21 protein-coding genes are annotated in these 19,520 nt (G+C 62.7%); 6 read left to right on the top strand and 15 right to left on the bottom strand.

Features of this window, described 5'->3' with window-relative positions; genetic code table 11:
• Nucleotides 1-32 precede the first annotated feature (32 nt).
• On the top strand, nucleotides 33-836 hold the full coding sequence (locus tag ACODSV_RS13585) for a substrate-binding periplasmic protein (RefSeq protein WP_150056295.1): 804 nt from the start codon (nucleotides 33-35) through the stop codon (nucleotides 834-836).
• Between the two features lie 222 nt (nucleotides 837-1,058).
• Nucleotides 1,059-2,945, top strand: a complete 1,887-nt coding sequence (rhlE2, locus tag ACODSV_RS13580; protein ID WP_069077190.1) for an RNA helicase RhlE2 — start codon at nucleotides 1,059-1,061, stop codon at nucleotides 2,943-2,945.
• A 68-nt stretch (nucleotides 2,946-3,013) separates the two neighbouring features.
• Here the strand turns inward: rhlE2 and ACODSV_RS13575 are convergent, their stop codons facing one another.
• Together ACODSV_RS13575 and ACODSV_RS13570 are read right to left on the bottom strand one after the other, a co-directional pair.
• Nucleotides 3,014-3,610, bottom strand: coding sequence for a YceI family protein (locus ACODSV_RS13575; RefSeq protein WP_041161044.1), 597 nt, complete (start codon nucleotides 3,608-3,610; stop codon nucleotides 3,014-3,016).
• Between the two features lie 32 nt (nucleotides 3,611-3,642).
• On the bottom strand, nucleotides 3,643-4,194 hold the full coding sequence (locus ACODSV_RS13570) for a cytochrome b (RefSeq protein WP_024077867.1): 552 nt from the start codon (nucleotides 4,192-4,194) through the stop codon (nucleotides 3,643-3,645).
• A 274-nt stretch (nucleotides 4,195-4,468) separates the two neighbouring features.
• Between ACODSV_RS13570 and ACODSV_RS13565 the strand changes: the two genes are divergently transcribed.
• Both ACODSV_RS13565 and ACODSV_RS13560 read left to right on the top strand, forming a co-directional pair.
• The gene (locus ACODSV_RS13565; protein WP_024077868.1) at nucleotides 4,469-5,875 is read left to right on the top strand and encodes an adenosylmethionine--8-amino-7-oxononanoate transaminase; all 1,407 of its coding nucleotides are present in this window, start codon (nucleotides 4,469-4,471) and stop codon (nucleotides 5,873-5,875) included.
• Between the two features lie 150 nt (nucleotides 5,876-6,025).
• Nucleotides 6,026-6,745: a 16S rRNA (uracil(1498)-N(3))-methyltransferase gene (locus ACODSV_RS13560; protein ID WP_024077869.1), complete on the top strand. Its 720-nt coding sequence runs from the start codon at nucleotides 6,026-6,028 to the stop codon at nucleotides 6,743-6,745.
• A 68-nt stretch (nucleotides 6,746-6,813) separates the two neighbouring features.
• On the opposite strand, the gene ACODSV_RS13555 is transcribed toward ACODSV_RS13560, so the two are convergent.
• The 3 genes from ACODSV_RS13555 to ACODSV_RS13545 are packed head-to-tail and all read right to left on the bottom strand — an operon-like array spanning nucleotide 6,814 to nucleotide 9,343.
• Nucleotides 6,814-7,716 carry a transporter substrate-binding domain-containing protein gene (locus ACODSV_RS13555; protein WP_150054234.1) on the bottom strand — a complete coding sequence of 301 codons (903 nt, stop codon included), beginning with the start codon at nucleotides 7,714-7,716 and terminating at the stop codon, nucleotides 6,814-6,816.
• 24 nt (nucleotides 7,717-7,740) lie between these two features.
• The gene (locus tag ACODSV_RS13550; RefSeq protein ID WP_024077871.1) at nucleotides 7,741-8,091 is read right to left on the bottom strand and encodes a RidA family protein; all 351 of its coding nucleotides are present in this window, start codon (nucleotides 8,089-8,091) and stop codon (nucleotides 7,741-7,743) included.
• 10 nt (nucleotides 8,092-8,101) lie between these two features.
• Nucleotides 8,102-9,343, bottom strand: coding sequence for a D-amino acid dehydrogenase (locus tag ACODSV_RS13545; RefSeq protein WP_150054233.1), 1,242 nt, complete (start codon nucleotides 9,341-9,343; stop codon nucleotides 8,102-8,104).
• A gap of 107 nt (nucleotides 9,344-9,450) precedes the next feature.
• Between ACODSV_RS13545 and ACODSV_RS13540 the strand changes: the two genes are divergently transcribed.
• Nucleotides 9,451-10,353, top strand: a complete 903-nt coding sequence (locus ACODSV_RS13540; protein ID WP_150054232.1) for a LysR family transcriptional regulator — start codon at nucleotides 9,451-9,453, stop codon at nucleotides 10,351-10,353.
• 42 nt (nucleotides 10,354-10,395) lie between these two features.
• On the opposite strand, the gene trhA is transcribed toward ACODSV_RS13540, so the two are convergent.
• On the bottom strand, nucleotides 10,396-11,013 hold the full coding sequence (trhA, locus tag ACODSV_RS13535; RefSeq protein ID WP_024077878.1) for a PAQR family membrane homeostasis protein TrhA: 618 nt from the start codon (nucleotides 11,011-11,013) through the stop codon (nucleotides 10,396-10,398).
• A gap of 144 nt (nucleotides 11,014-11,157) precedes the next feature.
• On the opposite strand from trhA, the gene ACODSV_RS13530 reads away from it, so the two are divergent.
• Complete coding sequence (locus tag ACODSV_RS13530) at nucleotides 11,158-12,072, top strand: LysR family transcriptional regulator (RefSeq protein ID WP_150054231.1); 915 nt, start codon at nucleotides 11,158-11,160, stop codon at nucleotides 12,070-12,072.
• Between the two features lie 110 nt (nucleotides 12,073-12,182).
• Here ACODSV_RS13530 and madM read toward each other — a convergent pair whose 3' ends face one another.
• The 9 genes from madM to mdcA form a co-directional block, all read right to left on the bottom strand.
• The gene (madM, locus tag ACODSV_RS13525) at nucleotides 12,183-12,947 is read right to left on the bottom strand and encodes a malonate transporter subunit MadM (protein ID WP_150055579.1); all 765 of its coding nucleotides are present in this window, start codon (nucleotides 12,945-12,947) and stop codon (nucleotides 12,183-12,185) included.
• 1 nt (nucleotide 12,948) lies between these two features.
• Nucleotides 12,949-13,353 (bottom strand): malonate transporter subunit MadL, encoded by a 405-nt coding sequence (gene madL, locus ACODSV_RS13520; protein WP_024077881.1) that lies wholly within the window; start codon nucleotides 13,351-13,353, stop codon nucleotides 12,949-12,951.
• Nucleotides 13,354-13,420: 67 nt separating this feature from the next.
• Nucleotides 13,421-14,320 carry a malonate decarboxylase subunit epsilon gene (mdcH, locus tag ACODSV_RS13515; protein ID WP_150055578.1) on the bottom strand — a complete coding sequence of 300 codons (900 nt, stop codon included), beginning with the start codon at nucleotides 14,318-14,320 and terminating at the stop codon, nucleotides 13,421-13,423.
• The gene (locus ACODSV_RS13510) at nucleotides 14,317-14,913 is read right to left on the bottom strand and encodes a malonate decarboxylase holo-ACP synthase (protein ID WP_024077883.1); all 597 of its coding nucleotides are present in this window, start codon (nucleotides 14,911-14,913) and stop codon (nucleotides 14,317-14,319) included. Before ACODSV_RS13510 ends, mdcH begins: the two co-directional genes overlap by 4 nt.
• Entirely contained in the window at nucleotides 14,907-15,677 is a 771-nt protein-coding gene (mdcE, locus tag ACODSV_RS13505; protein ID WP_150055577.1) for a biotin-independent malonate decarboxylase subunit gamma, read from the bottom strand. Before mdcE ends, ACODSV_RS13510 begins: the two co-directional genes overlap by 7 nt.
• Nucleotides 15,674-16,516, bottom strand: a complete 843-nt coding sequence (locus ACODSV_RS13500) for a biotin-independent malonate decarboxylase subunit beta (RefSeq protein ID WP_069077207.1) — start codon at nucleotides 16,514-16,516, stop codon at nucleotides 15,674-15,676. The genes mdcE and ACODSV_RS13500 overlap by 4 nt, the downstream gene beginning before the upstream one ends.
• Nucleotides 16,509-16,808, bottom strand: coding sequence for a malonate decarboxylase subunit delta (locus tag ACODSV_RS13495; protein WP_024077886.1), 300 nt, complete (start codon nucleotides 16,806-16,808; stop codon nucleotides 16,509-16,511). Before ACODSV_RS13495 ends, ACODSV_RS13500 begins: the two co-directional genes overlap by 8 nt.
• Nucleotides 16,808-17,656 carry a triphosphoribosyl-dephospho-CoA synthase gene (locus ACODSV_RS13490; RefSeq protein WP_150095226.1) on the bottom strand — a complete coding sequence of 283 codons (849 nt, stop codon included), beginning with the start codon at nucleotides 17,654-17,656 and terminating at the stop codon, nucleotides 16,808-16,810. The genes ACODSV_RS13495 and ACODSV_RS13490 overlap by 1 nt, the downstream gene beginning before the upstream one ends.
• Nucleotides 17,657-19,327: a malonate decarboxylase subunit alpha gene (mdcA, locus tag ACODSV_RS13485; RefSeq protein ID WP_150055574.1), complete on the bottom strand. Its 1,671-nt coding sequence runs from the start codon at nucleotides 19,325-19,327 to the stop codon at nucleotides 17,657-17,659.
• Nucleotides 19,328-19,520 lie beyond the last annotated feature (193 nt).

Here is a 19,520-nt window from a genome sequence, read left to right as displayed (position 1 = left end):
TCTTTAGCGCAGGAGCGTCGTAACCTCCGGGTATGTCCGTCATCCCCAAGCTGTTGACCGTTGCCCTCTTGACTTGCCTGAGCCTGGCCGCTCATGGCGAGAAACTGCGCATTGTCACCGAGCCATGGGCGCCCTATGTGTACGACGATAACGGGGCCATGCGCGGGCTGGACTACGAAACCACGGTGATCGTGTTCCAGCGCCTGGGCGTCGATGTTGAATGGCAATTCCTGCCCTGGAAACGCTGCCTGGCCATGCTCGAACAGGGCCATGCCGACGGCGCGCTGGATATTTTCCACAGCCACGACCGCGACGCACTGCTGCTGTATCCCAGCGAGCCCCTGTCGGAAGTGGAATTCGTATTGTTCTACGCCAACGAACGCCCTTACCCGGTCCAGACCCTCGATGACCTGCGCGGCCGGACGGTCGGCACCTCGCCGGGCTATCTGTATGGCACCGAATTCACCGACTCCAGCCTGTTCACCCGCGAACCGGCTCCCAGCCATGAAGCCAACTTCGGCAAATTGTTGCTGGGGCGCATCGATCTGCTGATCACCGACAGCCGAGTGGGTCAGCATGTGATCAAGCAACTGGGCCTGGAGGGCAAGGTCAGCCAGGCCCCCCTGGTGGTCAGCCGCCAACAGCAATTCCTCGCCGTGCGCCGTGGCGCGGGCATGGACCTGCTGGTGCAACGCTTTGCCGCCGAGCTCAAACGCTTCAAACAAGAGCCGGCCTACACTGCCTTGAGCGCCAAATACGGCGGCCTCCATGCCAAAAACGCTGCCATTACGGCACCTGAACGCACCGTTGAGCAGCAGGAAAGCAGCGCGCGGTGATTGCTCTGTTATACTCCGGCCTTCCCGCCAGGCTTACGCCCGGCCGCTGAGGTCTTGAAAAAGGCACCCAACCCCGCTACTGCGCAGCTTTCAAGCCCGCGCGAGCCGGTGGAGTGCCCGCCAGACGCAGCAGGACCGGACGGGATTGCGCTCCCCTAAGCGCCATTCACGCCCGGCAAGATTATCCCTTTGGGCCAAGCCCTAACTAAAACAGGATTACTCATGTCCTTTGCTTCCCTCGGTCTCTCCGAGGCTTTAGTCCGCGCCATCGAGGCAGCGGGCTATACCGAGCCTACTCCGGTGCAACAGCGGGCCATTCCCGCCGTGTTGCAAGGTCGCGACCTGATGGTTGCGGCTCAGACAGGTACTGGTAAAACCGGCGGCTTCGCCCTCCCGATTCTGGAGCGGTTGTTCCCCAACGGTCATCCGGACAAATCCCAGCGTCACGGCCCGCGCCAACCGCGCGTCCTGGTCCTGACCCCTACCCGCGAACTCGCCGCCCAGGTGCATGACAGCTTCAAGCTGTATGCCCGCGATCTGAAGTTCGTCAGCGCCTGCATCTTCGGCGGCGTCGGCATGAACCCACAGGTTCAGGCCATGTCCCGCGGTGTCGACGTGCTGGTCGCCTGCCCAGGTCGCTTGCTTGACCTGTGCGGCCAAGGCAGCGTCGATTTGTCCCACGTGGAAATCCTCGTGCTGGACGAAGCCGACCGCATGCTCGACATGGGCTTTGTCCATGACGTGAAGAAGGTCCTCGCCCGCCTGCCGGCCAAACGTCAGAACCTGCTGTTCTCGGCAACGTTCTCCAACGACATCACCGCCCTGGCCGGTAAGCTGCTGCACAACCCGGAACGCATCGAAGTCACGCCGCCGAACACCACGGTCGAGCGTATCGAGCAGCGCGTGTTCCGCCTGGCCGCCAGCCACAAGCGTTCGTTGCTGGCGCACCTGATCACCCACGGCGCGTGGGAACAGGTCCTGGTGTTCACCCGCACCAAGCACGGCGCCAACCGCCTGGCCGAGTACCTGGACAAGCACGGCCTGACCGCCGTCGCCATCCACGGCAACAAGAGCCAGAACGCGCGTACCAAGGCCCTGGCCGACTTCAAGGCCGGTGAAGTACGCATCCTGGTAGCCACCGATATCGCCGCGCGCGGCCTGGATATCGACCAGTTGCCCCACGTGGTCAACTTCGAACTGCCAAACGTCGACGAAGACTATGTGCACCGTATCGGCCGTACCGGCCGCGCCGGTCGTTCGGGCGAGGCCATTTCCCTGGTCGCACCGGACGAAGAAAAACTGCTGAAAAGCATCGAACGCATGACCAAGCAGAAAATCGCCGATGGCGACCTGATGGGCTTCGATGCCAGCGCCGTCGAGGCTGAAAAGCCTGAAGTACGCGAGCGTCCGGACGTGCGTAACCCACGCAACCCACGCGGTCCGAAGGGCGATGGCCCGAACGGCGGCGGTGGTGGCGGTGGCCGTCGTGACAAGGGCAAGGACAAGGGCGGCAAGGAAAAAGCGCCAACCAACGGCCGTGGCGAACGCCCGGCCCGCGAGCAGAAACCCCGTGAAGGCACCCCGGCCCGCGAACAGCGCCAGCCGAGCCAGCCACCACGCGCCGCATCCGATCGTGCCCCGGACGAGTTCCTCGATGACGACGTGGATAACTTCGGTAACCGCGTCGACTACGTGCCCCAGGCCAAACCGGCCCAGGGCCGTGGCCGTCGTCCAGGCGCACCGGCACAAGGTGCTGGCGCTGGTGCTCCACGTGGCGGCCAGCCGCAGGGCGGTCGTCAGAACGGCCCGCGCAACAGCAGCGGCGGCACCACCGGCACACCACCGGCCAAGCGCAGCGGCCCACGTAATGGCGCACCCCGTGATGGCCAGGCGCGTCGCGAAGATTCGCGCAGCAACAACCGCCGCCCGGCCCGTGACGACCAGCCACGCTTGTCCGAACCCGCCGTGCAGAACCCACGCGGTGGCCCGGCGCCAAAGATCATCCACAAGGAGTCGAAAGCCGACCGCTTCCCGACACCGGAGCAGTTGGATCAACTGCCAGGCCGTCCTCGTGGTGAAAAACCAGCGCTGCTGACCCGCAACCGCTGAGTTTCAAAGCACCATAAAAAATGCCCCGCATCCAAAGATGCGGGGCATTTTTGTATGCGAGGCGAAAATTACTTCGCTTTCACACCTTCAAACGTGACGTACAGTTCAACCGTGTTGGACGCTGGGCCCAGGTCCATCTGCTTGCCGAAGTCCTGGCGATTGAAGCTGGTGGTGCCTTCAAAGCCAGCACGGTAGCCGCCCCATGGGTCCTTGCCTTCACCCAGGAAAGTCGCCTTGACGACGATCGGCTTGGTCACACCGTGAAACGTCAGGTCGCCGGTCACGTCAGCAGTGACTTGGCCTGCAGCATTTTTACCGGTGGTTTTAACACTGGTGGAGACGAACTTGGCATCGGCAAACTTGCCCACGTCCAGGAAGTCTTTGCTGGAGATGTGCTTGTCACGTTCGGCGTGGTTGGTGAACACGCTGGCGGTACGGACATTGAACTCAATCTTGCTGTCTTCAGGCTTGGCGGCATCGAAGCTGAACTTGCCGTCCAGATCCTTGAAGGTACCGGTGATGTAGCTGTAGCCCAGGTGGCTGATCTTGAAATCAACGAAGGCGTGCTGGCCTTCTTTGTCGACAACATAATCAGCGGCCATCACCTGGCCTGCCGACAGCAGAGCAGAACCGATTGCCAGCGCGGCGAGTGTCTTTTTCAACATGCTTTCTATTCCTTGTGAGTCGAGGTTGAACATCAGGCTTTGCGCCCCAGCATTCGCTTAAGGGTCGCATCACGATCGATAAAGTGGTGTTTCAAAGCAGCCACGCCGTGCAAGCCGGCAAAGACCACCAACACCCAGGCGAGGTACAGGTGCACCACGCCAGCGGTGTCCGCCTGGTCCGGTAGACCGGAAACCACGGCAGGAATGTCGAACAGGCCAAACACCGGGATACCGACACCGTCTGCGGTGGAAATCAGGTAACCGGCAATCATCACGGCAAACAGGCCGATATACAGGAACGCGTGGCCAAACGCGGCGCCGATACGAGTCAAGCGGCTGTAGCTGGCCAACGGTGGCGGCGGCGGGCTGATCAAACGCCAGACGATACGTACCAGCATGATGGCGAACAGTGTGATGCCAATACTCTTGTGCAGGTCCGGCGCGTCTTTGCGCCAGGCGCTGTAGTAGTCGAGCCCGACCATCCACAAGCCCAGGGCGAACAGGCCAAACACCACCAGGGCCACGCCCCAGTGCAAAATCATACTGACCCAGCCGTATCGGGCCGGAGAGTTACGTAGCTGCATGTACTTAATCCCGTAAGAACTGTGCCCAAGACTAGCGATTTACCTATCGAATTAAAGCGGAAAATTTTGCTTTGAAATATCGAGAAATACGATCTTGAGGGTATGAAGAGTAAATTAACCAAGGATTAAGGACTATCCAGAAGAAACGTGACAGACCGTCCTGCGTTTACTGCCAATTCATACATAACAGGTTGTGACAAAGCCGCCCATTGCATAGGCTTGCGCGATTGTTTCACCTGCGCCAGTTGCAGGACCGCTTCGAGGAGATAACCCGATGGGCTTGAACAACCAGTGGATGCAACGCGACCTCGCGGTGCTGTGGCATCCCTGCACCCAGATGAAAGACCACCAGCAGCTGCCGCTGATCCCGATCAAGCGCGGTGAAGGCGTGTGGCTGGAAGACTTCGAAGGCAAGCGCTATCTCGACGCCGTCAGCTCCTGGTGGGTCAACGTCTTCGGTCACGCCAACCCGCGCATCAACCAGCGCATCAAGGACCAGGTCGACCAGTTGGAACACGTGATCCTCGCCGGCTTCAGCCACCAGCCGGTGATCGAACTGTCCGAACGCCTGGTCGCGATGACGCCCGAAGGCCTGACCCGCTGCTTCTATGCCGACAACGGTTCGTCGTGTATCGAAGTCGCCCTGAAGATGAGCTTTCACTATTGGCTCAATCGCGGCCTGCCGAATAAAAAGCGCTTCGTGACCCTGACCAACAGCTATCACGGCGAAACCATCGCCGCGATGTCGGTGGGCGACGTGCCGCTGTTTACCGAGACCTACAAGGCGCTGCTGCTGGACACGATCAAGGTGCCCAGCCCGGATTGCTACCTGCGCCCCGCCGGCATGAGCTGGGAAGAGCACTCGCGCACCATGTTCCTGGCCATGGAGCAGACCCTGGCGGACAACCATGACACCGTCGCCGCCGTGATCGTCGAGCCGCTGATCCAGGGCGCGGGTGGCATGCGCATGTACCACCCGGTGTACCTCAAGCTGCTGCGCGAAGCCTGCGACCGCTATGGCGTGCACCTGATCCACGACGAAATCGCCGTGGGCTTCGGTCGCACCGGCAGCATGTTTGCCTGTGAGCAGGCCGGCATCCGCCCGGACTTCCTGTGCCTGTCCAAGGCCCTCACGGGTGGCTACCTGCCGCTGGCGGCGGTGGTGACCACCGAAGACGTCTACGCGGCCTTCTACGACGACTACCCGACCCTGCGCGCCTTCCTGCATTCCCACAGCTACACCGGCAACCCGCTGGCGTGCGCGGCAGCATTGGCGACGTTGGATATTTTCGAAGAAGACAACGTCATCGAGAACAACAAGGCATTGGCCCAGCGCATGGCCACCGCCACCGCGCACCTGGTCGACCACCCGCACGTATCCGAAGTGCGCCAGACCGGTATGGTACTGGCCATCGAGATGGTCCAGGACAAAGCCACCAAGACCGCCTACCCGTGGCAGGAACGCCGTGGCCTCAAGGTGTTCGAACATGCTCTGGAACGTGGCGCGCTGTTACGGCCGCTGGGCAGCGTGGTGTATTTCCTGCCGCCCTATGTGATCACGCCGGAGCAGATCGACTTTCTGGCAGAAGTCGCCAGCGAGGGCATCGATATCGCGACCAACAGCCAGGTCAGTGTGGCGGTGCCGAAGGACTTCCACCCAGGTTTTCGTGATCCGGGCTGATCATCCCGCGCCCCTGCAGGAGCCGGCTTCCTGTGGCGAGGGCGCTTGCTCCCCCTGGGGTGCGAAGCGCCCCAACAGCCGGCGACTGCTGCGCAGTCGAACGGGAGCAAGCCAGCTCGCGCCTACAGAACACTTTTCCAGAGAACAGAAATGAGACTGTCCCGTTTTTTCACCGACACCCCGCTGAGCCTCGGCGACCATGAACTGCCGGAAGCCCAGGCGCACTACATCAGCCGCGTGCTGCGCATGGGCGAAGGTGACGCCGTGCAATTGTTCGACGGCTCCGGCCAGGAGTTTCGTGGCACGCTGCTGGAGGTCGGGAAAAAACGCGTCACCGTGCAACTGACCGAAAGCTTTGCCGGGCAGAGCGAATCGACGCTGCATATCCACCTCGGTCAGGGTTTATCCCGAGGCGAACGAATGGATTGGGCGATCCAGAAAGCCACCGAACTGGGGGTCAACGCCATCACGCCGATTTTCAGCGAGCGTTGCGAAGTGCGCCTCAAGGACGAACGCGCCGACAAACGCCTGCTGCACTGGCGCCAGGTGGCGATCAGCGCCTGTGAGCAATGCGGGCGTTCGACGGTGCCGGTGATTCATCCACCGTTGTTGCTGGCGGACTGGTTGAAACAGGTCGAGGCGGACCTGAAGCTGGTGCTGCACCCGGTGGCCGAGCCGATGATCAGCCATGCCAAGCCTGGGAGCCTGGCGTTTTTGATCGGGCCGGAGGGTGGGCTGACCGACAACGAAGTCGACACTGCCCAAGGCGCCGGCTTCCATGCTGCCCGCCTCGGCCCACGCGTGTTGCGCACCGAGACCGCGCCGGTAGTCGCATTGGCGGTCGCCCAGCAGTTGTGGGGCGACTTCTAACCCCCCACTGCAAACCCAATCAAAAATGTGGGAGGGGGCAAGCCCCCTCCCACATTTGGACGCGGTGATCACTCCACCGGATCGCTGACCGGCTTGGCAATGATCGCCTTCAGCTCACTGGTCATCGGGAATTCCAGGTTCAAGCCCTTGGGCGGAATCGGCTGTTCAAACCAGCGCTGGTAAATCCCATTGATCTCCCCCGAGCGGTACAAGTCCCCCAGCGTTTCGTTGACCACCGCGAGAAACTGCGGATCATCCTTACGCACCATGCAGCTGTAGATTTCCCGCGATTGCTCTTTGCCTACCACCACCCAATTGTGCGGGTCCTTGGCCTTGGCCCGTTCGCCATAAAGCAATGCGTCATCCATATAGAACGCCACCGCGCGGCCGGTCTCGAGCATCTTGAACGCCTCGCCATGGTCCTTGGCGCTGATCACGAACATATTGCTCTTGTGCTCGGCGTTGTAGCTCTTGAGAAAGCGCTCATTGGTGGTGCCGGCGGTGGTGACCACGTTCTTGCCCTTGAGGTCGTCAAAACCGTTGATGCCGCTGTCCTTGGCGGTCAGCAATTGGCCCTTCACGTAGATAAACCCATAGGAAAACGCCACCTGCTTCTGCCGCTCGGCGGTCACCCCGGTGGAGCCGCATTCCAGGTCGACGGTGCCGTTCTGTACCAGCGGGATACGGGTCTGGGAGGTCACCAGGTTGTACTTCACGTTGAGGTCGGCAACCCCGGTTTTCTGCTGCACGCGCTCAACGATCTTGCTCGCCAGGTCCACCGAATAGCCCATGGGTTTGCCGCTGTGGTCACCCACATAGGAAAACGGCACCGAGGCGTCGCGGTACCCCAGGGTGATGGACTTGGCACTGGCGATCTTGCTCAGCGTGCCGCCCAGCGCCGGTTCGTTCGCCTGAACCTGTACGCCGAACAAAAGCCCCAGGGTGCAGCCGGTCAACAGGATTGTTCTCATTGTTATGCTCCGTTGGTCTTTGAGTTACTGACGTACTGCAATCACGCTGATTTCCACCAGCACGTCAGGGCGTGCCAGTTCCGCTTGCAGGGTGGTCCGGGTAGGCGCCATGCCTGGCGAAAGCCACGCGGACCACTCCGTGTTCATCGGCGCAAACCCTTGCGCGATATCCTTCAGGTAGATAGTCGCGTTGAGCAGATGATCCTTGTCGCTGCCTGCTTCAGCCAGCAGCGCATCGATCTTGGCCAGCACCTCGCGGGTCTGGCCCGCCACATCCTGGGCGTCTCCCGGCACCTGGCCCGAGAGGAATACCAGGTCCTTGTAGGTCACGGCACCCGAGAGACGCTCATTGCTGCTGATTCGGTTGATGGTCATCGGTGCATCCTCAAGCGGCGCGGGGCGCCAGGCCCTGCATATCAATGGAAGGAAGGTGTTGGTCGATCAACTCGGCCAGCAATTGGCCGCTGCCGCATGCCAGGGTAAAGCCGAGGGCGCCGTGGCCCAGGTTCAGCCACAGGTTGCGGTAGGCACTGGCGCCAATCAGCGGCACACCGGTTGGCGTGGCCGGGCGCATGCCGGCCCATTCAATCGCCTGGGCATAGTCGCCGGCCATAGGAAATGTCTCGAGCGCCTGGCGCTTCATCAGCGCCAGGCGCTTGGGCTCAAGGCCGGCGTCGAAACCGACGATATCCACCATGGCCGCCACCCGCAGTTGCTCGCCAATACGCGCGTAGACCATCTTGCGGTCGTAGTCAGTGATGCTCACCTTCGGCGCCTGGTGCTGCGCGCCAATCGGCACGCTAAGGCTGTAGCCCTTCAGCGGATAAAGGGGCAGCGACAACCCTGGCAAGCCCAGTTCAGCGCTGCGATGCCCGGCGGCCAGCACCAGGTGCTCCACCGGCATCACCTCATCGCCCACCTCGATGGCCTGCACCACGCCGCCTGCATGGCGAATCGCGGTGACCTTGCGGCCCAACAAAAAGCGGCAACGCCCCGACGCATCAAGCCGCGCCGCCAGGCGCTGGCAGAAGGCATGACAATCGGCCACTTCCTCATTTGGTGTGTAGATACCGCCGACAAAATCGCTCTCAGCCAGCGCCGGTTCCACGCGCGCGCAATCCGCGGCCGACAGCACCTGCTGTTGCAGGATATCGGCGACCTTGCCGCGCGCATGCTCGAAACTGCCGGCATGACGAAACGTCACCAGCTTGCCGTTGCGACGCCAGTTGAAGCCCTCCAGGCGGTCATCCTCGCGCCATTGCTGCAAGGTGTCCTGGCTCAGGGAAGCCAGGCGCAGCAGGTGGGCCGCATTGCGCTTGTTCACCGAGCCACGGCAAGCACGCAGGAACGCCGCCATCCAGCGCCATTGCTGGGGGTCCAGGCGCGGGCGCAGCTTCAACGGCGAATCCCCCCGCAGCAGCCAGCCAATCGCTTGCAGCGGCACCCCGGCATCCGCCAGCGGCGCAACATAGCGGTAGGACAATTGCCCGCCATTGGCGAAACTCGTCTCGCGACCCAAGGCGTCGCGTGCGTCGATCACTGTCACCTCATGGCCGGCGCGCACCAGCGCATAGGCGCTCGCCAAGCCGATGACCCCGCCGCCGATGATGCAAACCTGCTTGGCCATGCCAGCCCCCGACCGTTGATTAAGAGAGGCCCAGCCTAGGGGCAGGTGACAGGCCACCGACAATGAATAAAGATGGGTCACCTATAAACAAAGGTTATGGACCTGCCATGCGCTTGCGTCATATCGAAATCTTCCAGGCCATCCGCCAGACCGGCTCCGTCAGCGCTGCTGCGCAGTTGCTGCACGTCTCGCAACCGGCGGTGACCAAAGTATTGCAACACGCCGAATTACAGTTGGGCTTCCCGCTGTTTCTGCGGGTGCGCGGTAAATTGCAGCCAACACCTGAAGCCCTGGCGCTGGAACGCGAAGTCGAGAAAGTCACCGAGAGCCTGCAAGGCGTGCGACGCCTGGCCAAGAGTTTGCGCCGTGCACCTGAGCAAAGCGTGCGGATCGGGGCTATTCCGGCGTTGGCGCTGTCGCTGCTGCCTCCGGCGATTCTGGAATGGAAACGCGAATACCCGGACATCGCCTGCGAGCTGTCCAGCGACCATAGTCGCGAGCTGGTGCAGAAACTGTTGATGCGCGAGATCGACCTGGCGCTGACCCTCAATTTCTCCGGGCATCCAGGGTTGACCACACAAGTGCTGGCCAACGGTGTGCTGGTGGCATTGGCCTCAAAGGGCTATTGGCCCGACGCCCAAATGCGCACCCCCTTGCCACTGGCTGACCTGGCGGGGGCACCGCTGATTGGTCTGTCCAGCGCCGACCCGTTGGCGGCCAAACTCGACAGCTACCTGGAAAACGTCGAGCCGCCACCGCGCGTGACCATCTCGGTGCAAACCTATTCCCTGGCCCGCGCCATGGTCGAATCGGGCGCCGGCCTGACCGTGATCGATCCGTTCACGGCGTTGGGCGCCTCAACGGCCACCACCTGCATCCGCATACTCACACCGCCGCTGCCGATCACCCTGTACGCCCTGACCCGTGCCGATGAACCGCCGCCGCATATGTTGGCCAAGCTGCTGGATATCTTCGGCAACCGCGCCCGGGAACTACTGGAACGCTTGTAAGCGCACCGCGAACCTCGTGTGGGAGCAAGCCCCCTCCCGCTGTTAGAGCACGTACCGCATGATCGCCACAAAGTGCAGCAGGCTGCCGCCGATCACAAACAAATGCCAGATCCCATGGGAATGCCGCAGGCGTTCCTCCAGGGCAAAAAAGATAATGCCGACGGTGTACAGCACCCCGCCCGACGCCAGCCAGATAAACCCCGCCGTGCCCAGCGCGGCGAGCAGCGGCTTGACCGCCACCAGCACGATCCAGCCCATCACCGCATAGATCACGATCGACAGGATGCGGGCCTCGGAACGTGGCTTGATTTCCTGCAAAATGCCGATCACCGCCAGCCCCCACACGATGCCGAACAGCGTCCAGCCCCACGGCCCTCTTAAGGTCACCAGGCAAAACGGCGTGTAGCTGCCGGCGATCAACAGGTAGATCGAAAAGTGATCGACCTTCTGCATGATCGCTTTTCGCCGCCCCTGCACGCTGTGGTACACGGTGGATGCGCTGTACAGCACCATCAGCGTAAAGCCATAGATCGCGACGCTGACAATCTTCCAGGGGCTGCCGTCCAGGCTCGCCACCACCAACATCCACACAGCGCCAATACACGCCGCGACGGCACCGAGCAAATGGCTCCAGGCGTTGAATCGTTCCCCGTGGTACATCTGACACTGACCTCCTGTAACCGTTAACCGCAGGCTGGCAAGCCTCCCGCCTTGGACATAAGAGTGCAAGGGCCTTGTGACGTTCCGGCGACGCCGGGCGGTTTTGCGGGCACAATCGAGCGCATTCGAACAAGAGTCATGGCCATGCTGATCGACGAAGAATTCACCCTCAAGAAGCTGGAAGTCTTCCTGGCGTTCATGCGCACCGGCAACCTGGCCCGCGCCGCCGCCGAACTGCAAACCAGCAACGTCAGCGTGCACCGCGCCATCCACTCTTTGGAAAATGCCCTGCGTTGCCCGCTGTTCAAGCACGAAGGCCGCAACCTCACACCGTTGGAAAGCGCCTACGTGCTGGAAGAACGTGCGCAGAAACTGGTCGCCGATGTGGTCGACAGCGTGCGCCTGACCCGCGAAGCCGCCGGTTTCTCCGCCGAGCGCTTCAAGCTCGGCTCGCTGTATTCGTTGACGGTCAAGACCGTGCCGCAACTGATCATGGGCCTGAAAATCAGGCGCAGCGAACTCAATATCGACTTGATCCTGGGCTCCAACTTCGACCTGCTCTACAAGCTCAAGAACATGGAAGTGGACGCGATCCTCATCTCCCTCGACGAACACGCCAACGACCCCGACTGCGAGCAGATCGCGCTGTTCTCCGACGACATCTTCCTCGCCACCCCGGCTGACTCGCCCTTCGATCGCGACCAGGAAATCGACCTGGCCGACGTGCGCGACGCCACCTTCATCACCCTCACCCAAGGCTTCGCCACCCACCAGGATGGCAACCGTGTGTTCAAGCAGGCGGGGTTCGAGCCCAAGGTGGCGATGCAGGTCAACGACATCTTCACCTTGCTGAGCATGGTCAGTTCAGGGGTGGGCTATGCGTTGCTGCCGGGGCGGATTGCGGCAGTCTACGAGAACCGCGTGAAGCTGATACCGCTGCAGGCGCGGTACCGGCTGCAGCAGCATATCGGGGTGGTGTTCCTGAAGGCCAAGGAGCGCGACCCGAACTTGCTGGCGTTGTTGGCGGAGTGTCGGATGTATGCCAATCGGCAGGCTTGAGATAGCCATCGGGGGCAAGCCCCCTCCCACACTTGAATGTGTTCGCAATTCAACATGTGGGAGGGGGCTTGCCCCCGATGAGGCCAAACCAGACAACACAACTTCCAAAGCTAGCCAACCAACCCGCGAACAATGAAGTACAGCAACGAAGGCCCAAGCAAACACCCAAGCCCGGTGTGGAACGTCGCCGTCAACGCACCATACGGCACCAACCGACGATCCGTCGCCGCCAGCCCCGCCGTCACGCCACTCACGGTCCCGGCCAAGCCACCAAACACCATCGCCGACCGCGGGTTATCCAACCCCATCCAACGCGCCGCTACCGGCGTGCCGACCATCACCAGGATCGCCTTGATCAGGCCGGTGGCAATCGACAGCGCCATCACATCCGAGGTCGCACCAATCGCCGCACCGGTCACCGGGCCAACGATGTAGGTCACGGCGCCCGCGCCGATGGTGGTCATGCTGATCGCATCCCGATAACCAAAGGCCCAGGCCATGCTCGCACCGACGATAAACGGCAGGATCGTGCCGAGCAGCAGCGCGATCACGCCAATCATCCCGGCTTTGCGCGCTTCGGTGGCTTGCACTTCAAACGCCGTGGCGACAATCGCGAAGTCGCGCAGCATCGCCCCGCCCATCAGGCCGATGCCGGAGAACAGCGACAGATCCGCCAGGCCTTTTTGCCCGCCAGTCAGGGTGCCGCCGACCCAGGCCAGCACCAGGCCGATCACGATCGCAATCGCCGAGCCATGGATGCGCCCGAACGTCAGGCGCTTGGACAGCACCACGGAAATCCACATGACCACGCCGACGAAGGCAAACGCGGTGATCAGGCCGTTATGTTCCAAACCTTTTTCAATGAGATCCCACATATCAGCGACCTCCCACTGGCGCGATCAGCGGCTCTTCAGCGGGTAACGGTTCACCCTTATGAGTGCGGCTGATCAGGGCGATGGTGCACCCACACACCACCACCGAACCAATGGCCGCAAGCACCGCGACCGGGCCACCGTGCAGGGCGGTGACCACGTTTTGCTGCGCCGCCATCGCAACCACCACAGGGATGTACATCGCGCCCCAGAAGCCGACGCCCATTTCGCAGTCCTTGGTCATGCCGCCACGCTTTTGCATCCACAGGCGTGCGCAGATCAACAGGATCATCGCGATCCCTACCCCGCCCACATTGGATTTCACGCCGAGCAGTACGCCGAGCATGTCCCCCATGATCACGCCCGCCAGCGTGCAGATCGCCAGCAATGCCACACCGTAAATAATCATTGTTGTTGTCCTCAAAGTGCTCGATCGAAATTGTTGTTGTTGTGCTTCGAAAGCCTTGGGTGGTGCTTTATCGGTGGCGGCGCCCCTCCTCTTCCAACAGGGCCTGCAAGGTGTCCAGGCGTGCGCCTTCGCAGGCGATCACCGTGCCTTGTTCAAATACTCGGCGTGACAGGCCGGTGAGTACGCTGCCTGGGGGCAGTTCGATTTGCAGGCGCACGCCGCGCTCATAGGCGCTTTGCACGGTGCCGCGCCAGTCGACGATGCGGCACATGTTGAAGGCCAGGTCGTCGCGCAAATGCTCGGGGTTGTGAATGGGACGCGCCCGGGTACTGCTCAGGTAAGTGATGCGCGGCGCTTTAAGCGTGACAAACGCCTGGGCCAGTGCCCGGGCAGGTTGTTCCAGCAGCGCGCAATGGGACGGCACGCTCACGGCCAGGCGCTTGGCGATGCCGTTGCCTTTGATGCGTGCCGCGACCAGCTTCATCGCCTCGTCGCTACCGGCAATGACGGTCTGGTTATCGGCGTTGATATTGGCCAGGTATACCGGGGTCTGCGGGCTGTGGATATCGGCCAGCAGGGCTTCGACAGTGGATAACTCAGGGCCGACCAGCGCGGTCATGCCGTAGCCTTGTGGATAAGCGTGCTGCATCAGTTCACCCCGCAGGCTGACCAGCCTGACAGCGTCCGCAAAGTCCAGGGCACCGGCAATGACCGCCGCCGGATACGCCCCGATGGACAAGCCCGCCACGTAATCCGGTGTGCGCTCCAGCAAGCGCGCATGGGCCACACCCGCGATCAACAGACACAGCTGCACCGCGCGGGTACTGGCCAAGGCTTGCGCCGAATCGAGCTGGCGCACGTCTTCACCAAGGGCATCGCTGGCTTCATCCAGTACCGAGACGGGCAACCGCGTGAGCATGCCCGGACGCTGCGCCCCCTGCCCCGGAAACACCAGCAGGCTGCTCATGCCACGGCCTGCCAGGGATCGAGCACAAGGTGTGCGCCACGCGCGGTTTTCAACAGCACCCGCCGCGAGCCGCCGGCCCATTCGCGCAAGGCGACGGCACCGAACGGGGTTTGCAATTGCAGGTCCACGGCGCAGGCCGCGGTGTCCAGGATCGCCAGCAGGTCTTGTGCATCCCGCCGGTCAAGCGGCGCGGGCGTGCGCAGGAGCAAATCCAGATCGCTCATTGCATGCAGTGCCTCAATGCCCGTGGCCAACTCGAAACCCGCGCTGCCCGTGACGCCCCAGGTCTGCTGCGCCAACACCGGCCGCAGTTGATCGAGTGCGCGCAACGCCGGCAAATCCCGGGGCGAGATCGCGTCGCGCAGGGCTTCCGGCGCCACACTGCGCTGCACGGCGGCCAGGGGCATTGCCGTCGCAAAACGCTGCTCACGCAGACGCCCGCGCACACCGACCGCCACCTGGCCCGGCTCGGCCATGGCGCGACGCACCACCACCGGGTGACCGGCGCCGATGGCCTCCAGCGCCCAGCCCGGCGCGTCGCTGGGCAGATGCGCCGGGGTCATGCCCCAGAGCAAATCGTGAGCGTTCACCATTGTTCCCGCAGCAACTGGCGTACATGGCTGGAGGCCGCGCGATTAGTAGCACCGAGGCGCCCACTCAAATCACGGCTATCGATATCGTGGATCGCACTGACCAGGCAATCGCTGACTCGCGTCACATCGTCCTGCGTCGGCTGTTCAATCTGGCTGACCGACAAGGTTTCCCACAGCAGGCCGAGGCTGGCAAAACTGTCGATGTCATAGGCCATGGGCGGCACGCTGGCAGCCAGGGCTTCAAGCTCTTCGACACTGCGCAGGGTCACCCGCGCCGCCGATGCCTTACCCATGGCATGCACCATCACGCCGGGGTCGCGCAGGGCAATCAGGCGGTTGGCCTGGTAACCGTGGGCGAGGAAGGCACCGGACATGGCCTTGCCCACCAGCAGCGCAATCACCGGGTGCCCGGCCAGGCGGGCACGGGCGTAACTGTCGGCGGCGGCGGCCAGGGCCTGGTGGATGCCGAGGGCTTCTTCGCGACGGCCATAGGCTTGGCTCGGGACATCGACGATGGCGATGATGGGACGCTTGTCGCCACGGGCGATGGCTTCATCCACGGCCTTGGCCAACCCCCAGCCTTCCAGCAGGCCGACTTCGCCGTTGCGTGCACGGGGGAAGCGGTTTTGCGCGTCGGGGACCACGGCGATAAAGCGCACCGCATGTTCCCCCAATACGCCGTCGGCAACTTTCAACGAGCCGGGCAAATCGGCCACAGGCGTGGCACCGGCGCTCAATGCGTTAAACCACTGCAAGCCTCTCATGAGCGTTCTCCCTGATACAGAGCGCGAACCGTCGCCGGGTCGATTTGCGGTGCAGCGTCCAATTCGGCCAGGCGCGCGAGGTAATAATCGGCCTGGCGGCTGCGCTGCTGCGCAGGCAAACCTTGTTGCAACAGCGCGCTGACCGTCTCTTGAAGTTGCGCCACATCATCTGCCACATAACGGTCGACCAACCCGCTGTTGAAGCGTTGCTCGCCACCGGTGAGGCTCCAGATGAAAGGCCGGTCGCGGGAGTCGTACTCATCAAGACCGGCTTCCTGCTCGATCACTTGCGGGCCATTCAGGCCAAGACGGGCTTCGCGGGTGACGACCAGGTAACTGCACAACCCGGCCGCGATGGACATGCCACCGAAGCAACCGACACTGCCCGCCACCACACCGATCACTGGTTGGTACTGGCGCAGATCGACAATGGCCGCATGAATGTCGGCAATCGCTGCCAAGCCCAGGTTGGCCTCCTGCAAGCGCACGCCACCGGTTTCCAGCAGCAGCACGGCACGGGTCGGAACCCCGTTGCGGTTGTCTTCGGCGGCCAGTTCGAGGGCGCCAGCGATTTTCGCGCCGCCCACTTCCCCCAGGCTGCCCCCCTGGAAATTGCCTTCGATCGCGGCGATCACCACGGGCACACCTTCAATGCTGCCCTTGGCGATCACCACGCCGTCATCGGCCTGGGGCACCACGCCCTGGCGACTGAGCCAGGGCGACATGACGCGCTGGAATGGGTCGATCAATTCTCGGTAAGTGCCGCTGTCCAGCAAGGCCTTGGCCCGCTGCCGCGCCCCCAGTTCAACGAAGCTGTGTTTGCTGAGCAAGTCAGTCATGGCCGATCTCCTCGAAACCCTGTTCCAGGCGCAAACGCACCACGCCGGGAGTCGCGCCGAAATCGTGGATATCAATCTTCAGGGCCGGCGGGGTTTGTTCCTGGAAGATCCGCTCGAACAGGTGTTGCCAGCGTTGTTCGGCGCCATTCACCGAGGTTTGCACCTGGATGGTCAGGGTGCCGGCCGTGCCCGGTTCCAGCAGCACTTCCAGGTCGCCCGAGCCGACACACCCCACCAGCGCACGGCCTTTGGGTGGCTGCCCGGCGGGGAATTCAAAGGATAAGGTTTCCATCACAACGCTCCATCGAGGCGGTCGATAAACAGGCAGGCAGCCAACAGGTCGGCGGCACCGCCGGGGGAGGCATTCAGGGCCAGCAATTGTTGGTCGAGTTCATGCAGTTGGCGGCGGCCGGCGAGGGTTGCACTGCCGCCCGCCTCCAGCACGGCTTGGGCCCCGCGTTGCATGGCGTGTTGGCCTTCCAGGCCGGCACGGTAGAGCACGCAGGTGTCGGCCAGCTCGGTCATGATCGCGAGCAAGGCATCCAGGCGTGCGTTCTGTTCAACGGCATTTTGCCGGCGGCTTTTGTGCAGTTGCGGCAGGCCGCGTTGCAGCACCGAGGGGAAGCCCAGTTGCGCTTCTTCACGGGCGCCGCGTGCGCCGTAGCGCTGGGCGACGTGTGCGCCATGGCTCATTGGCTGGGGCGCGTAGCGGTCATTGAGCAGGGCCAGTTTGGCGGCTTTCAAGGTCACGGCGCTGGCATGGGCGGACTGCGGTTCCAGTGCCGCTGCGGCGGTCAGCAGGCCGAGGGCCCAGATCGCACCGCGATGGGTGTTCACGCCGTTGGTGGTGGCGAGCATCGCCTGCTCACCTTCGCGGCCCAGTCGGCCGAGGGCTTCGCGCAGGGGTAAGCCGACTTCACCGATGTCGAGCGCGGCATCAGCCATCTCCTTGAACATCGGCCACAGCGACAGCGCCGAGGCGTGCATCAGCCCCAGGTGCAAATCGCTATGGGCGCCGTTACCACGACGGTCCACCAAAGCAGGTTTGGGCGACAGGTCGGCTTCATCGATCAGCGCATCCACGGCCATATCCGCCAGGCGTTCGGCGAGGCTCAGTTCATGCAGTTTGAGGGCGCGCATTTACCAGCTCCTGAATTTGGCGGGCGGGTTGTACAAGCCACCGGACCACTCCACCAGGTCGGCGACGCTCTTGGCGGCCAACAGCTCACGGGTGGCGTCAGTGCGGCGAATCCCCAAGTCCTCGGGCAAGGCGATCAGCCCCTCGCGGCGCATGCGCGCGGTGTCCTTGGGGTTGTGGCGCATGCCGATGGCGGTCACCCCGGCGACGGCGGCGATCATAGCCTGGCGCTCTTCGAGGGAGCGCGCCTTGTACAGGTAGGCAATGCCTTCTTCGGTGAGCAAGTGAGTCACGTCGTCGCCATAGATCATGATCGGCGCCAGGGGCATGCCGCTTTTACGCGCCACTTCCACGGCGTCGAGCGTGTTGACGAAGGTGGGTTTGCCGCCTTCCTGGAAGGTTTCAACCATCTGCACCACGAGTTTTTTGCCGCGTTCCAGCAGGGCGTCGGGCGCATCATCGTGACGCATATCCAACCACGCCGGCGTGCCATGGCGGCGACCGCGCGGGTCGTGCCCCATGTTCGGCGCACCACCGAAACCGGCGAGGCGGCCACGGGTCACCGTTGAAGAGTGGCCATCGCCATCAACTTGCAGGGTGGCACCGATAAACAGGTCCACCGCGTATTGGCCAGCCAGTTGGCAGAACATACGGTTGGAACGCATCGAGCCGTCACGACCGGTGAAAAACACATCCGGGCGGGCGGCAATGTAGTTCTCCATGCCCAGCTCGGTGCCGAAACAATGCACGCTTTGCACCCAACCGCTTTCGATGGCCGGAATCAGCGTGGGGTGCGGGTTAAGGGTCCAGTTGCGGCAGATCTTGCCCTTCAGGCCGAGGGATTCGCCGTAGGTGGGCAAGATCAATTCAATGGCGGCGGTGTTGAAGCCAATGCCGTGGTTGAGCGACTGCACATTGTGTTTTTCGTAGATGCCACGGATCGCCATCATCGCCATCAGCACATGCACCGGCTTGATATGGCGCGGATCGCGGGTGAACAGCGGCTCGATGTAGAACGGCTTGTCGGCCACCACCACAAAGTCCACCCAACTGGCGGGGATGTCGACACGGGGCAAATCGGTGACGTCATCCACCAACTGGTTGACCTGCACGATCACGATGCCATCGCTGAACGCAGCGGGTTCGATCAGCGCGGGGGTGTCTTCGGTGCTGGCGCCGGTGTAGATATTGCCGGCGCGGTCGGCCATGAAACCCGCCGAGAGCACCACGTTGGGGATCAGGTCCACCACCAGCCGGGCATAGAGTTCGATGTAGGTGTGGATCGCGCCGATTTCCAGCAGGCCGTCTTCGAGCAGTTGGCTGATGCGCAGGGATTGGGTGCCGGCGAAGGAAAAGTCCAGCTTGCGTGCGATGCCCTTTTCAAACAGGTCCAGGTGCTCGGACCGCCCGACGCTGGGCATGATCATGTGCAAATCGTGAAGCCTGGCCGGGTCGGCCTTGGCCAGCGAGCGCGAGAGGAAGTCGGCCTGCTTTTGGTTGTTGCCTTCCAGCACCACGCGGTCGCCGGGGAGGATCAGGGCTTCAAGGGCTTCGACAATCTTGTCGCTGGGCAGCACCGCGCCGTCTGCGTATTTTTTGACCAGCCCGAGCCGCCGCTGCTTCTCGTCGCGCCGCCGCGTCCAGCGCGAGTCGGGGTTAATTATTGTTGTCATGGTCGCTCCACGGGTTTGCTGTCGTGGGCTGTACCTTAGGAGTGATTCAGGGGGGTATCAATCAAGCTCAGTGGCAGATCGTTACGGTGGGAGTAATGGAGCATCAGCAAACGCAGACCCGAGCCCAGTGAAGATCAAAAATGTGGGAGGGGGGGGGGGGGGGGGGGGGGGGGGGGGGGGGGGGGGGGGGGGG

It is taken from the genome of Pseudomonas sp. FG86 (assembly GCF_057808775.1).
Note: the sequence above shows the minus strand (reverse complement) of the source record. Positions and strands in the feature narration are given on the sequence as shown.